Below are 14,912 nucleotides of genomic sequence, written 5' to 3'. Positions count from 1 at the left end.
GATGAAAGCTGATCCCGATGAAACACGCACTCTCCCTCCCCGCCGTCGTGCTCGCTGGTGTCCTGGCCGCCTGCCAGTCGTCGCTACCGCCCACGCCGGCGGAAATCGAAGCCGTCGCCATGCAGGCGCGCCAGGCGGGCGACCACCTGGCCGAGCGCCGTGTGCGCAGCTGGGCCGGCAAGGACATGCCCGTCGCCGAGCGCGAACTGGCGCTGATTTACCAGTCCCGTCCGGAACGCCGCGCCGAGGCGCTGAGTCTGTTCGAACAGGCGGCCCGCGCCGGCGACACGGAAGCGGCATTCGAATTGGGCCAGATGCGGCGCGCGGCCACGCCGGCGCAAGCCTGGCTGTGGTACCGCCAGGCAGCGCAGCAAGGCCATGCGAAGGCGGCATTGATGCTGGGCTTGCTGGCGGCGAACGGCGAAGGCGTGCCGAAAGATCCCGTGATCGCCGCGCGCTGGCTGGAAAAATCGAGCGAACTGGGCAATCCGCACGCCATGTTCCTGCTGTACAACGCCTATCGCGAAGGCCGCGGCGTGCCGCGCGACCTGGTCAAGTCCCATGCATTGCTGGAAGAAGCGGCCCACCACGAATACCCGCCCGCCCTCCAGGAGTTGGCCATGACGGTGCAGGCGGACGACGCCCTGCGCGCGGGCCACCTGATGAAGGAAGCGACGGAACACCGGCACAATAACTGGAACAAGTTTTAAGCCAGATCAAGGCCAAGCCATATTGCTGAACGGACTGCATGCTGGCGGCATACGTTTGCCTGGCGCGGACAACTATGGCTGCAGGCCGACTGGGCCACATATCGCTAGCAGGCCGGAAAATACCGCTGCGCCTTGTGCCGGGTCAATCGTGTTGGACTAGACATTGCCGAGGGGCTATGATGGCCTAGCTGCTTCCGTGGCGGCGGCGGGGTTGTTGCTGGCCCCGAATGGCACACTGTATTTGCTTTTTAGAAATTTGTTACTCTGGACCAGCCTCGGTGAGCATGTCGCATACGCTCAACCCAGCCAGTGTTTGGGTAGGCCTTGGCTCGTCCGTCGACCTCCCTATAAAGAAAGAGTCCAATGAAAAAGCTGACCACCGCCTTTGGCGCGCCTGTTGTCGACAACCAGAATATCCAGACGGCCGGCCCCCGTGGCCCTGCCCTGCTGCAAGATGTGTGGTTCCTGGAAAAGCTGGCCCACTTCGACCGCGAAGTCATCCCCGAGCGCCGCATGCATGCCAAGGGTTCCGGCGCACACGGCACGTTTACCGTCACACACGACATCACGCGCTACACGCGGGCGAAGATTTTTGGCGCCGTGGGCAAGCAAACGCCCATGTTTGCGCGCTTTTCCACGGTGGCTGGCGAACGGGGCGCAGCGGATGCGGAACGCGATATCCGCGGCTTTGCCCTGAAATTCTATACGGAAGAAGGCAACTGGGATTTGGTCGGCAACAATACGCCTGTATTTTTCATGCGCGACCCGCTGAAATTCCCCGATTTAAATCACGCCATCAAGCGCGACCCGCGCACGGGCTTGCGCAGCGCCAACAGCAACTGGGATTTCTGGACCTCGCTGCCCGAAGCGCTGCACCAGGTGACGGTGGTGATGAGCGACCGGGGCTTGCCGCGCAGTTTCCGCCACATGCACGGTTTCGGCAGCCATACCTTCAGCTTCCTGAATGCACAAAACGAGCGTTTCTGGGTCAAGTTCACGTTTAAAACCCAGCAAGGGATACAAAACCTGACGGATGCCGAAGCCGAGGCGCTGGTGGGCAAGGACCGCGAGAGTTCGCACCGCGACCTGTACGAAAGCATCGAAAACAAGGATTTCCCCCGCTGGACCCTGTACGTGCAGATCATGCCGGAAAAAGAGGCAGGCACGTATCACCTCAACCCCTTCGACCTGTCGAAGGTGTGGCCGCACGGCGACTATCCGCTGATCGAAGTGGGCGTGCTGGAACTGAACCGCAATGCGGACAACCACTTCGCGGAAGTGGAGCAAGCGGCCTTCAATCCGGCCAATGTGGTGCCCGGCATCAGTTTTTCGCCGGACAAGATGCTGCAAGGCCGCTTGTTTTCGTATGGTGACGCGCAGCGCTACCGCCTCGGTGTCAACCACAGCCATATTCCCGTCAACGCGCCGAAATGCCCGTTCCACAGCTACCACCGCGACGGCCAGATGCGCGTCGACGGCAACCAGGGCGGGACCCTGGGCTATGAACCGAACAGCGAGCAGGAATGGGCCGAGCAGCCCGATTTCCGTGAACCGCCGTTGAGCATCGAAGGTGCGGCCGACCACTGGAACCACCGCGTCGATGAGGATTACTATTCGCAGCCGCGGGCCCTGTTCCGCCTGATGACACAGGCACAGCAGCAAGTCTTGTTCGACAACACGGCGCGCGCCATCTCGGGCGCCTCGGAGCAAGTCAAGCAACGCCACATCGGCAACTGCACCCTGTGCGACCCTGCCTATGGCGCAGGCGTGGCCGAAGCGATCAGCCGTCTGAGCAAGTAAAGCAGACTGAAAGGCCTGGCAACAAGCCTTCCGCCGCAGCACTTTGCGGCAAGCGGACTGGCCGCCAGGCCCGCGTGCCTACCAGCGCTGGATATCGATCTGGCCCGTGATGCTCGTTTCCACCGGATAGCCGTCGACCTGCGACGGCACGCGCCGCTTGACGGACGAATCGCGCAGATACACGACGAGGGCTTCCCCGCCGATGGCGGTCTGCCCCAGGCTGACGCCTTCGACCCCATCGATCGCCATCAGGGCCCGCTCATTGCGCCGCTTTGCCGCTTCCAGCCGGCCGGGCGGCGGTGCGACATGCGCGAGGCCCGCCACGGCGTGGCCACCGGCCTCGTCCGGCAAATACGGCATGGCCGCATCCTCGAAGCCGGCGTATGGCGCTGGTACGAATTTACTGTTTGACATGACATATCCTCCTGATGCTGCCCATGGCACGCGTGGAACAAGGAGGCACGGCAGCGCCTCTTGTCCGCCAAGCCATGCATGACAGTCACACCTGACCATATCATCATCGTGCAAAAGGCGGCGCAGTGCAAGGTGGCATCACGCCGCCGCGCCGTTTTTGCGGCCGTTGGCTGTGCCAGCACTCAGGTATACAAGTTGATGTCGAGCGCCACCACCACGCGCCGCATCTGGTTGGCAAAGGTGATATTGCCGCCGCCGGCAAACAGCAGGCCGACGGGATTGCGCTGCTGGTTCCAGGTCCAGATGGACGAGCCGGAGTCGCCGCCCGCGCTGAATGCCCCGCTGACGCCCGTAATGGCGATCTGGTCCTGGAACAGCGCGATCCTGCCGCCGCCGTAGTTGACGTTGATGGTGGCGCCCAGCCCCGTGATGCGGCCCTGCGTCAATTGCGTCGTGCGTCCGGATTTGCCGACCAGCATGCCCAGCGCGGGCGCTACCAGCGCGTTGCTGATGCGAAAATAGGCAGGCATGCCGCCGCTCAGGTAGACCAGTTCGGGACGCACGCGGTCTGGCCAGGCCCAGCCAGTGGCGCAATCGACAAAATTGACGCCGCCGCTGAAATTGATGGGCACGAAACGCTCGAGCACGGCCACCTGGTCTTGCGGGCAGCGGCCACCGTCGATGGGGCCCGGCTGCACGATGCAGTCGTTGAACGCGCCGCCGTTGGAATTGGCCAGCACGTGATTGTTGCTCAGTATCATCAAGCGGCTGTTGCGCGGTGCGCTGCGTCCCACGGCCAGGCAAGCGATGGTGCCGGCCGTGATGCGGAAATGTCCGACCGAGACGCCGCCCGGCGCCGGACGCAAGCGGAAACGGTGGGGCTGCGCGTCGATCACGCCCGTTACGACGATGTTGACAGGCACCCTGTCGCTGGCCACGGCGCGCACGCCCATGGCACCCACGATGGCGGCCTTGGCGCGGTCGACGGAAGTGGGTTCGGCCACGTACAGGGTCAGGGCTGGCAAGCCCGGCTCGCCGGACGAACTGTCGCTGGCGCCCTCGCCCAGGCCGATGGACACGCCCTGGATATTGCCGCCGTCGCTGAAGGCGTCGGCGGCGCGCACGCCGCCCGTCTGGGAAATGGACTGGCGCATGCCGTCTTCGATGCTGCGCTTGATTTCCAGTAATTCCATGCTGACGCCGCTCAGGGCGTCGGGCACGTCCGAGACGGATGCGCTCTCGATCGTCTTGTCGTCTTCGCCAGGGACGGAAAATTGGCCGACGGCCTCTTCATCGTCCGCGCTTTGTCCCCTGCTGCCGCTGCCCGGCGGGGCGCTGAAACCATTCTCGTTGCCTATCATCATGTTCTCCTCGTGGGTCGCTGCGAACCACCAGTGTGGACGGGCCGCGCCGGCCGGTATTGATCTGGATTGAACTGCGCCGACGCGTGGCCGCCCTGCGCCAACGGGACCAAGGAGGGCCAAGGAGCGCGAAAATAGTTCCCTCGTCAAGGTTGAGCGAGATCAGGCGTGCGGGCAGAGGTGCCGCCGTATACTGGGCCAACAGGCTGGAACCGGGCCTGCTCCACGGCAGCAAGGTTAGCAACAACAGCAACGCCAGCAACGGCATGGATGGGGAAACAATGACGAGCCCTGGTATGACACGCTACGACGACGCGCCTGCGGACGAGCAAGCAGGCCACAGCGCCGCAGATGCCGGTGGCGCAGGCCAGCATGCAGGTTTCGTGCACGGCATGGCGGCCTGGGCCGAAAAACACCGCATCAGCCCCTGGCGCGGCAGTTTTACCGACTTCATCGAGCAGATCCTGCCCGGCCGCGCGGCCCTGCTGACGCGCAGCGCTCATCAGTACCTGTGGGACATGATGCGCTGGAACGGCCAGACCGATGACAGTGGGCGCTTCCGTTGCCGCCTATTTGACGATGAGCTGTTCGGCATCGACGAGGCGATCGACCGGGTCGCCGCCTACTTCAAGGCGGCCGCCGCAGGCTCTGAAGTAGGCCGGCGCATGTTGCTGTTGCTGGGCCCGCCATCGGGCGGCAAGTCGACCCTGGTGATCCTGCTCAAGCGGGGGCTGGAGGAATACAGCCACAGCAGCGACGGCGCGCTGTACGGCATCGCCGGCTGCCCCGTGCACGAATCGCCGCTGCACCTGGTGCCGCACAGCATGCGCGCCGACTTTCGCGCCAGCTATGATGCCGAGCTGCATGGCGAACTGTGCCCTCATTGCCGCGCCCGCCTGGAAGAACAGTACGCGGGCGACTTCCTGCGCATGCCCGTCGAGCGCATCCACCTGTCCGAGGCGGGACGCTGCGGCATCGGCACGTATGCGCCGCACGATCCCACCACGGCCGACCTGGCCGATCTGGTGGGTTCCGTCGACCTGTCGAAAGTGGCGCAGTACGGCGATGAAGGCGATCCGCGCGCCTGGTCGTGGTCTGGCGCCGTGTATGCGGCCAGCCGCGGCATGCTGGAAATGATCGAGATCCTCAAGGTCAAGCGCGAATTCCTGTACCTGCTGCTGACTCTGACGCAGGAAAAAAATGTCAAGGTGTCACGTTTCCCCCTGATTTACCTCGATGAAACCATTCTCGCGCACACGAATCTGGCCGAATTTCGCAAATTCCTGCAAGAAAGCGAAAACGAGGCGCTGCTCGATCGCATGGTCATCGTGCAAGTGCCGTATACGCTCAATTACCGCGAAGAAGCGCGTATCTACCGCAAGCTGATCATGGCGGCCGCGCCCGCCTTTCGCGACGTGCATCTCGATCCGCACGTGCTGCATGCGGCGGCCGTGTTCGCCATCCTCAGCCGCTTGCCCGAGGGCGAGGACAAGGAAGCCGAGCTGGTCAAGAAGCTGCGCGTGTATGCAGACGAAGACGTCGGCGACTTGCAGCATGCCGACATCCGCCGCCTGCGCGAGCGCGACAAGTCGCCCGACGAGGGCTTGTCGGGCGTGTCGCCCCGTTTCGTCATCAATGCCTTGTCGCACGCCATCATTTCCGCCCAGCGCAACAGCCTCTCCACCATGGACGTGCTGCTGGCCCTGAAGGATGGCATCGAAAACGATGCGCGCATCGAACCGCGGCGCAAGCGTCAGTGGGTCGATTACCTGGTGCTCACGCGCAAGGATTTCTATAACCGCTGGGTCAAGGCCGACGTACACAAGGCCTTGTTCGTGTCGTTCGAGCAAGAAGCACAGGACTTGCTGAGCAAATATCTCGATGAAGTCGAAGCCATGCTCGACAACCGCCAGATCCGCGATCCCATCACCAGCGAAGAACGCCGTCCCGACGAGCGCTTCCTGCGCGCCGTGGAAGAAAAGATCCATATCAGCGACTCCGGCAAGCAGTCTTTCCGGCAAGAAGTGGTGCGCAAGGCCATGAGCGCCTTCAAACGGGGCGAGGCCTTCGGCCTGGGCAGCCATGCGCAATTGCACGATGCGATCCAGCAATATCTGTTCGAACAGCGGCGCGACGTGCTGCGCCTGGTCGGCTCGGCCAAGCGCCCCGACGACGACGTGCGGGCCAGGATTTCCGCCGTCGAGCAGCGCCTGGTCGACGAATATGGCTATGACGCTCATAGCGCGCGCGAAGCGCTCAACTATGTCACTACCTTGCTGGCGCAGGAATAACCATGTCCGCCACGATCTCGCCAGCTTCCGCCGCGCCTGCCCTGGCCCAGCCCTGGTACGCGCTGTTCTCGCGCGGCGCGCGCGACTGGCTGCGCCACAACCAGAAAGTGCGCGAAGCCGTGCAGGCGCACTTGCCCGAGCTGATCGCCACGCCTGACCTGATCGGCGGCGCCCAGCAGCGCACGGTGCACGTGCCCATGCGCCTGCTAGAACATGCGCGTTTTCGCCTGGCGCCCGCGCGCAACAGCGTGGGTGCAGGCCAGGGTACCGGCCAGCCCGGCGATCTCCTGCGCGCGGCGCGCCCCGCCGCTACGGGCGAGGACGGCGCGCCAGGCGATGGCGAGGGGGCGGTGCGCCTGCTGCTAGAGTTTCCCATCGACGACATACTCGACTGGATATGGGACGCCTTCGAGTTGCCGCACCTGAAGCCGCGTCATTCGGGCGCGATCGACGACGTGCGGCTGGTACGCAGCGGCCTGGACCGGCATGGCGCCCGTTCGCGCCTGGACCGGCGGCGCACCGTCAAGGAAGCGATCAAGCGGCGCGCGGTGCAGGCGCAGCCCGTGCCCTTCACCAATGATGACTTGCGTTACCGCAAGGTGCTGCCACAGCCCCGGCCCAGCACGAATGCCGTCGTGTTTTTCGTGCTGGACGTGTCGGCCAGCATGGCGCAAGCCGAGCGCAAGTTAGCCAAGTCCTTCTTTTTCTTTGCCTTGCAGGGATTGCGGCGCAGGTATGCGCGCGTGGAAACGCGCTTCATCGCCCATACGACGCGGGCCTGGGAGTTTTCCGAAGCCGAATTCTTCCAGGTCAATGGCATGGGCGGCACCATGGCGTCCAGCGCCTTTCGCCTGAGCCGCGAGCTGCTGCGGGAGCACTATGCACCGGGGCGCTATAACGCCTACCTGTTCTATGCCTCCGATGGCGAAAATTTCAGCGAAGACCGGGGGGCGGCCAGCCTGGCCCTGGGCGACCTGGCAGCCTTGCTCAGCTATATGGGCTATGTGGAAACCTTGCCCGGCGTGCCGCGCAGCCTGGAAACGGAAATGCACAGCCTGTGCGCCGAGCACGAACGGCGGGGCCTGCCCTTGCACAGCAGCATCCTCAGCAGGACCGACGATGTGTGGGCGGCCATCCGCACCTTTTTCCAGCACGAGGCGGCCGATACGCAGGAGACGCCATGACGCAGCCTGATACACAGTTGCACGGCAACGCGACAGACCAGGCAGACCAGGCAGACAAGGCCGACACAATGGGCCTGGACGGCTACGCGGCGCGCATCGAAGCGCTGGCGCGGGAACTGGGCCTGGCATTTTCCCCCGTCGAGTTCGAACTGGTGCCGGACAGTTTCATGGCCGAGATCGCCATCTATGGCTTGCCCGTGCGCATGCGCCACTGGTCGTTCGGCGTGCGCTACATCCACCAGCTCGTGCATCAAAAGATGGGCAATTCGCACATTTTCGAAGTCATGTTTCCCGGCGACCCTTGCCACGCCTACATGGCAGAACACAATTCCGTGGCCGAAAACACGCTCGTCACAGCGCATGTGCTGGGCCACGCAGACTTCGCCAGCCGCAATGCCCTGTTCCTGCGTTTCGGCGCCATGGCGGGCCAGCACATCCTGGAACAAAGCGCGGCACGGGCGCGGCGTCTCGAAACGGCACTGCAACAGCACGGGCAGGAGCAGGTGGAAGCCGTGCTCGACGCCGCACTGGCGCTGGAGCAGCATGTGGACGTCCACGCCGAGCTGCACCGTCCGCCCTATGCCGCGGCATCGGGGCCAGCCGGCGTGGCGGGCAAGCAAGCCGCCGCAGACGATCCCTTTACACAACGCTACCGGCGCCTGCCCGGTGAAGCAGCCGCACTGGCGGCGCGCGAGGCGGCCAGGGCGCGCCTGGCGCAGCGCCCGCTCGTGCCGCCGCAAGCCGAGTACGACTTGCTGTGGTTCATCGCCCACCATGGGCCGGAGCTGGCCGACTGGGAACGCGACATTTTTTTGGCCGTGCGCGAAGAGTCGTTTTACTTCTATCCCGTGTACGCCTGCCAGATCATGAATGAAGGCTGGGCCTCGTACTGGCATGCGCGGCTGCTGCGCGAAGCCGACTTCCTGCCCCCGGCACTGTATCTGGCCGCCATCAAGTCGCATTCTGACGTGGTGCGCCCTTACGCGGGCGAGCACCAGCAGGCGCTGGCCGTCAATCCCTATCACCTGGGCTTTTGCATGTGGGAACACATCATCGAGCGCGAAGGACTGGCACGGGCTCGCCAGATTTGCCGCGATGACGACGATTGCAGTTTCATTCGCAACTATCTGGACGGGGAACTGGCTGACCGCCTGGGCCTGTTCGTGCATGAAAGCCGCCGCGACGGCGAAACGCGCTTGGCCAGCCGCGACTTGCGGGCTATCCGCGAAGCCATTCTGGCGCCCAAATACAATTATGGCGCGCCGTGCATCGCCGTCACGCTGCTCAACGACGACGGCAGCCTGGTGCTGCGCCACGATCACCAGTGCGATGGTCGCGGCCTCGACCTGGAGCGGGCGGAACAGGTGCTGGCGTATATCGCCCGCGTCTGGCGCCGCCCCGTCACCCTGCACACGGCCGATTTCCGGGGCCCCCCCCATGTTCTCCACAGCAAGACCGACGGCGTGCCCGAGCCGCCCAAACCGCCAACACCGACAGCACCGGCAGCTATGCCCGTGCAGCACTAGGCGTCAGGCAAACGCGCCGGTGTGGCATTGTATTGGACATATAGTATGAGTATGCGGGCCACAATGCGTGCCGCCTGCGCGCGCATATCAGGTGTGGCCAGCACGTACCGGATGCGCTGCCAGCTTCTACCTCATGCCCGGTCCGCCTGCGCCACATACCAGGCGATGGTCTGATGCAATCCTTGCGCCAGGTCGTACGTGGGTACGTAACCGAGCAAGCGGGCCGCCTTGGCGATGTCCGCTTGCGAATGGCGCACGTCGCCGGCGCGAAACTCGCCATAGTGCGGTGCCAGCGGCACGTGCTGCGGGCGGGCGGCCAGCAACATCTGCTGCATGGTGGCGTGCAGCTGCGTCAGGCTGGTGCGGGCGTTGACGGCCACGTTGTAGACCTGGTTCACGGCTGCCGGATCGGCATGCGTGGCGGCCAGGATGTTGGCTTGCACGGCATTATGCACAAAGCAGAAGTCGCGGCTGGTGGCGCCGTCACCATGGATGCACACGGCCTGGTCGTCCAGCATGGCGGCAATCCAGCGGGGAATGACGGCGGCGTAGGCGCCCAGCGGATCTTGCCGCGGACCGAAGACATTGAAGTAGCGCAGCCCCACCGTTTGCATGGCGTAGCAGCGCGCGTACACCTGCGCATACAGTTCATTGACATATTTACTCAAGGCATACGGCGACAGGGGCGCGCCGATGTGCTGCTCCACCTTCGGCAAGGCCGGGTGGTCGCCATAGGCGGCGCTGGACGCGGCGTACACGAAGCGCTGCACGCCCGCGTCGTGCGCGGCTGCCAGCATGTTCAGGAAACCGCTGACATTGACAGCATGGCACAGCAGCGGGTCTTCCAGCGAACGCGAGACGGAACCGAGCGCTGCCTGGTGCAGCACAAAATCGACGGCGACGGGGCCGTCCGGATAGGCACGGCCGTGCTCGCCCAAGCTGCCGCCGCCATCTGCCTCACCGTCGCCACTGCTGGGGGCGTGCGCCGGCGCGCCACACGCGCGCGCGCACGCCTGCGGGTCGCGGATATCGGCCTCGATGAAGGTAAAGCGCCGCCACGCCGCTACGCCCACGCTGGCGCGCACCTGTTCCAGATTGTGGCGGTGGCCCGTCATGAAATTATCCAGGCCGCGCACTTCCTGCCCCAGCTGCAGCAAGGTTTCCAGCAGGTGCGAGCCGATGAAGCCGGCCACGCCCGTCACCAGCCAGCGCCGCGGCGTTTGCACCAGCTGCGCGCAGGCCAGCGCGTACGCGCCGGAAGCCGTGTCTGCCGCGCCATGCGCCGTATCGGCTGCCGAATCGACAGCGTCGGCCGCCATCACAGCCGCCACACGTGCAGGCCGCCGTCTTGCAGCGGGCGGGGGTCGAAATGCGATTTGATGTCGATGAAGCAGCCGTTCTCCAGCACCTTGGCCTGAAAGTCGGCCAGCGGGCGGGCCAGCAGGGCCTGGTGCGAGACGGCGCTGATGATGGCCTCGGCCCGCGGCAGCTGTTCCCAGCTTTCCAGCGCCAAGCCGTATTCTTCCAGCGCTTCGTGGCCATCGGCGACGGGGTCGTGCACGTGCACCTGCACGCCGTACGATTGCAGTTCGTGGATCATGTCGACCACTTTCGAGTTGCGCAAGTCCGGGCAATTTTCCTTGAAGGTCAGGCCCAGCACATTCACGTGCGCGCCCTTCAGTTTAAAACCGGCGCGCACCATTTCCTTGATGGTTTTTTCCGCCACGAACTTGGCCATGCCGTCATTGATGCGGCGCCCGGCCAGGATCACATGCGGATGGTAGCCCAGCATTTCCGCCTTGTGCGTCAAATAGTAGGGGTCGACGCCGATGCAATGGCCGCCCACCAGCCCCGGACGGAACGGCAGAAAATTCCATTTCGTGCCCGCCGCCTGCAACACTTCCAGGGTGTCGATGCCGATGCGGTCGAAGATGATGGCCAGCTCGTTCATCAGCGCGATGTTCAGGTCGCGCTGCGTGTTTTCGATCACCTTGGCCGCTTCGGCCACGCGGATGCTCGAGGCCCGGTGCACGCCCGCCTCGACCACGCCTTCGTACAGGGCTGCCACCTTGTTCAGGGTGGCGGCGTCGTCACCCGAGACCACCTTGCGGATGCTGTGCAGGGTGTGCGCCTTGTCGCCGGGGTTGATGCGCTCCGGCGAAAAGCCCACATGAAAGTCTTCCTTCCAGCGCAGGCCCGAATGCTGCTCCAGAATGGGGATGCAGATTTCCTCGGTGGCACCCGGATACACGGTCGACTCGTAGATGACGATGGCGCCGCGCCGCATGTGGCGTCCGACGGCCGCGCTGGCGCCGGCCAGGGCGGAGAAATCGGGATTGTGCGCGCTGTCGACGGGCGTGGGCACGGCCACGACGATGAAATCGGCCAGTTGCAGCTCGGCCGGATCGCAGCCCACGCTCAGCCATTGCGCCGAGCGCAGCTGTTCCGTACTCACTTCGCCCGTGGGGTCGACATGGTTGCGGTAACTTTCCACCTTGCGTGCCGACAAGTCAAAGCCGATCGTGCGCTGGCGCATGCCAAACGCGACGGCCAGCTGCAAGCCGACATAACCGAGCCCCACCACCGCCACCACGTTCGACTTGCTATCCACGCTGCTGTCCATATGCATCGCTCCAAATAGTTGCGGCCTGAGCATCGCCGTCCGGGAAATTCTACGGTCGCCGGCCCGGCCATTCTTGAGCGGGAACAAGGAACCAGGAGCAGCGGCAAGCCCGGGCGAGGAGAATCGGCGGCTTGTTGAGCGCAATCAAGGAGAGCGGCGGCCATCTTTTTAAGCTAGGCCATGCCCATCCCTCATGCACGCCGCTACCGGAGATTTCCATGGCCCGTTCCCTGCCCCACCCTTTTCCTGGCCTGCCGGCCGCCGCGCTGTGCTGCACCCTGCTGCTGCCCTTGCTGACGGGGTGCCACGGCACGCAGAGCAGTGAGTCCCTGCTGGCCGACGCCCAGCAGTACCGCCAGAAGGGCGAGGCGCGCGCCGCCATCATCCAGTTGAAGAACCTGCTGCAAAAGGAGCCGGACAACGGGGCGGCCCGCTTGCTGCTGGGCAGCATCTATATCGACACGGGCGAGGCGCTGTCTGCCGAGAAAGAATTGCGCAAGGCGAAGTCGCTGGGGCTGGCATCGCAGCGCGTGATGCCATTGCTGGGCAAGGCCTGGCTGATGCTGGGCCAGTTCGACAAGGTACTGGCCGAGATCGCCGACGATGCGGCGCAGCCGCCAGTTGTGCTGGCCCTGCGCGGTGATGCCCTGCTGGCCCTGGGCCGCCAGGACGAAGCGCGCGCCGTGTTTGCGCGCCTGTTGGAAACCCATCCGGGCCAGGTCGAGGCCCTGCTGGGCCTGGCGCGTCTGGCGGCACTGGAGCAGCAGGTGACGGCGGCCGAGCTGCTGCTGGCGCAAGCCTTGAAAAGCGCGCCCGCCAACCTCGATGCCTTGCGCCTGCAGGGCGACCTGCAGCGCCTGCAAGGCAAGAACGGGGCGGCGCGGCTCGCCTACATGCAGATCCTCAAGCTCAAGCCGGACAATACCCAGGCCCATATCGACCTGGCCAACCTCGATATCGTGGAAAACCGCTACCTGGAAGCGGCGGCCCAGCTGGTCACGGCGCGCAAGACGGCGCCCAACAGCCTGGGCCTGCTGCAGACCCAGGCGCTGCTCGATTTCCGCCAGGGCAAGAACAAGGCGGCCCTGCAATCGTTGCAACTGGTGCTCAAGGTGGCGCCCGAGCACATGCCGTCCATCCTGCTGGCCGGCGCCGTGCAGCTGAAACTGGGTTCGCCGCAACTGGCGGAAAGCTATCTGCAGCGCTTCCTGGCCGTCTATCCCAAACATCTGTACGCGCTCAAGATGATGGCATCGATCGAATTGATGCGCGGCAAGACGGACGCGGCCCTCGACCTGCTGCTGCCCGTGCTGTCCGCCTTTCCCGACGACGTGGAACTGCTGTCGCTGGCCGGCGAAGCCCACTTGCGTGCGCGCCAGTACGACAAGGCGACGGCGTATTTCGAAAAGGCCAATACCCTGGCGCCGGACACGGCCAGGCTGCATGCGGCGCTCGGTATCAGCCGCCTGGGCATGGGCGAGAACAGCCGTGCCATCGACGAACTGGAACGCGCCAGCATGCTCGACAAGAGCACGCCGCAGGTGGGCACCATGCTGGTGATGACCTTGCTGCGCAACAAACAGAACGACAAGGCCCTGGCCACTGTCAAGATGCTGGAACAGCAGCAGAAAGGCACGAATCCCCTGCTGCTGAACCTGAAAGGCGGCGTCTACATGGCCTTGCGCGACGTGCCCGCCGCGCGCGCCAGTTTCGAGCAAGCCCTGGGGGTGGCCCCTGTTTATTTACCCGCCTTGAACAACCTGGCGCAGATCGACCTGGCCGGGAAAAAGCCGGAACAAGCGAAACAGCGCTTCGAGCGGGCGCTGGCGAAAGCGCCGAAAAATGCCGACCTGTGCGCGGCGCTGGCCAAGCTGGCCGCCGCGCAAGGCAAGACGGACGAGGCGCGGCGCTGGCTGGAGCGGGCCCAGCGCGACAATCCCGACGCCGTCGCGCCGGCCCTGCTGCTGAGTAACTTTTACCTGCAGACGGGCGCGCCCGACAAGGCGCTGGAACTGGCGCGCACCCTGCAGTCGGGCCACCCGGACGACGCCGACGCGCTGGCCATGCGGGCGCAGGTCGAATACGGCGCCGGCCAGACGCGGGCGGCGCTCGACAGCTACAGCAAGCTGGCCAGCCTGCAGACGACGTCGGCGCCGCTGCAGATGCGCATCGCCAGCCTGCACATGGCACTGGGCGACGGCCACAATGCGCTGCAAGCCGTCAAGCGGGCGCAGGCGCTCGATCCCACCCTGCTCGAAGCGCGCGTGGTCGAAGTAAGTCTGCTGCTGTCGCTGAACCGCCAGCACGACGCGCTGGCCGTGGCGCGCCAGGTGCAGCAGCAACAGCCGAAGCTGGCGGCCGGCTACAAGCTCGAAGGCGACGTGCTGATGGCGCAGAAATTGCCGCAGGAAGCCGTCAAGCAGTACGAACACGCGCTCCAGATCAGCCAGATCGGCCCCATGCAGGTGCAGCTGTACCGCGCCTTGCTGGCTTCGGGCCAGGTGCGCGAGGCCGATGCACGCATGGCGGCCTGGCTGAAGGACAAGCCCGATGACCTGGGCGTGCGCACCTACCTGGCCGGCGCCAAGCTGGCGGCAAAGCAATATCGCGCGGCCATCGAACAGCTGCAGTACATCGTTGCCAAGGACGCGGCCAATCTGGCGGCGCTGAACGACCTGGCGTGGGCGTATCAGCAGGAAAAAGATCCGCGCGCGCAGGCGACGGCCGAGCAGGCGCTCAAGCTGGTGCCGGACAACCCCATCGTGCTCGACACCCTGGGCTGGATCGTGCTGGAACAGGGCGACGTCAAGCGCGCGACCACCCTGCTGCGCAAGGCGGCCGGCCTGGCGCCGAAGTCGCCCGACATCCAGTATCACCTGGGCGCGGCGCTGGCGAAATCGGGCGACAAGCCGGGGGCGCGCAAGCAACTGGAGCAGCTGCTGGCCGCCAACAAGGACTTCCCGCAGCGGGCCGAGGCGCAGGCCTTGCTGACCCAGCTCTAGG

At 65.0% G+C, this 14,912-nt stretch carries 10 protein-coding genes; 6 read left to right on the top strand and 4 right to left on the bottom strand.

Annotation, left to right across the window (positions count from 1 at the left end; translation table 11 throughout):
* Positions 1 to 17: 17 nt before the first annotated feature.
* Entirely contained in the window at positions 18 to 710 is a 693-nt protein-coding gene (locus ACQ4W0_RS15040) for a tetratricopeptide repeat protein (RefSeq protein ID WP_436577447.1), read from the top strand.
* Between the two features lie 363 nt (positions 711 to 1,073).
* On the top strand, positions 1,074 to 2,510 hold the full coding sequence (locus ACQ4W0_RS15035; RefSeq protein ID WP_436577446.1) for a catalase: 1,437 nt from the start codon (positions 1,074 to 1,076) through the stop codon (positions 2,508 to 2,510).
* 78 nt (positions 2,511 to 2,588) lie between these two features.
* Here the strand turns inward: ACQ4W0_RS15035 and ACQ4W0_RS15030 are convergent, their stop codons facing one another.
* Complete coding sequence (locus ACQ4W0_RS15030; protein ID WP_436577445.1) at positions 2,589 to 2,924, bottom strand: hypothetical protein; 336 nt, start codon at positions 2,922 to 2,924, stop codon at positions 2,589 to 2,591.
* Positions 2,925 to 3,106: 182 nt separating this feature from the next.
* Positions 3,107 to 4,288 (bottom strand): chymotrypsin family serine protease, encoded by a 1,182-nt coding sequence (locus ACQ4W0_RS15025; protein ID WP_436577444.1) that lies wholly within the window; start codon positions 4,286 to 4,288, stop codon positions 3,107 to 3,109.
* 293 nt (positions 4,289 to 4,581) lie between these two features.
* Here ACQ4W0_RS15025 and ACQ4W0_RS15020 point away from each other — a divergent pair, with 293 nt between their 5' ends.
* The 3 genes from ACQ4W0_RS15020 to ACQ4W0_RS15010 are packed head-to-tail and all read left to right on the top strand — an operon-like array spanning position 4,582 to position 9,286.
* Entirely contained in the window at positions 4,582 to 6,576 is a 1,995-nt protein-coding gene (locus tag ACQ4W0_RS15020; RefSeq protein WP_436577443.1) for a serine protein kinase, read from the top strand.
* 2 nt (positions 6,577 to 6,578) lie between these two features.
* On the top strand, positions 6,579 to 7,760 hold the full coding sequence (locus tag ACQ4W0_RS15015) for a DUF444 family protein (RefSeq protein ID WP_436577442.1): 1,182 nt from the start codon (positions 6,579 to 6,581) through the stop codon (positions 7,758 to 7,760).
* On the top strand, positions 7,757 to 9,286 hold the full coding sequence (locus tag ACQ4W0_RS15010; RefSeq protein ID WP_436577441.1) for a SpoVR family protein: 1,530 nt from the start codon (positions 7,757 to 7,759) through the stop codon (positions 9,284 to 9,286). The genes ACQ4W0_RS15015 and ACQ4W0_RS15010 overlap by 4 nt, the downstream gene beginning before the upstream one ends.
* 131 nt (positions 9,287 to 9,417) lie before the next feature.
* On the opposite strand, the gene ACQ4W0_RS15005 is transcribed toward ACQ4W0_RS15010, so the two are convergent.
* Together ACQ4W0_RS15005 and ACQ4W0_RS15000 are read right to left on the bottom strand one after the other, a co-directional pair.
* A complete protein-coding gene (locus ACQ4W0_RS15005; RefSeq protein ID WP_436577440.1) occupies positions 9,418 to 10,605 on the bottom strand; it encodes an SDR family oxidoreductase in 1,188 nt (395 codons plus the stop codon).
* Positions 10,605 to 11,909, bottom strand: a complete 1,305-nt coding sequence (locus ACQ4W0_RS15000) for a nucleotide sugar dehydrogenase (protein ID WP_436577439.1) — start codon at positions 11,907 to 11,909, stop codon at positions 10,605 to 10,607. Before ACQ4W0_RS15000 ends, ACQ4W0_RS15005 begins: the two co-directional genes overlap by 1 nt.
* A 218-nt stretch (positions 11,910 to 12,127) precedes the next feature.
* Between ACQ4W0_RS15000 and prsT the strand changes: the two genes are divergently transcribed.
* Positions 12,128 to 14,911, top strand: a complete 2,784-nt coding sequence (gene prsT, locus ACQ4W0_RS14995; RefSeq protein ID WP_436577438.1) for an XrtA/PEP-CTERM system TPR-repeat protein PrsT — start codon at positions 12,128 to 12,130, stop codon at positions 14,909 to 14,911.
* Position 14,912: the final 1 nt, after the last annotated feature.

The sequence above is a fragment of the Janthinobacterium breve genome, assembly GCF_051380895.1.
In the GTDB taxonomy this organism is placed as follows: Bacteria; Pseudomonadota; Gammaproteobacteria; order Burkholderiales; family Burkholderiaceae_D; genus Janthinobacterium.
Note: the sequence above shows the minus strand (reverse complement) of the source record. Positions and strands in the feature narration are given on the sequence as shown.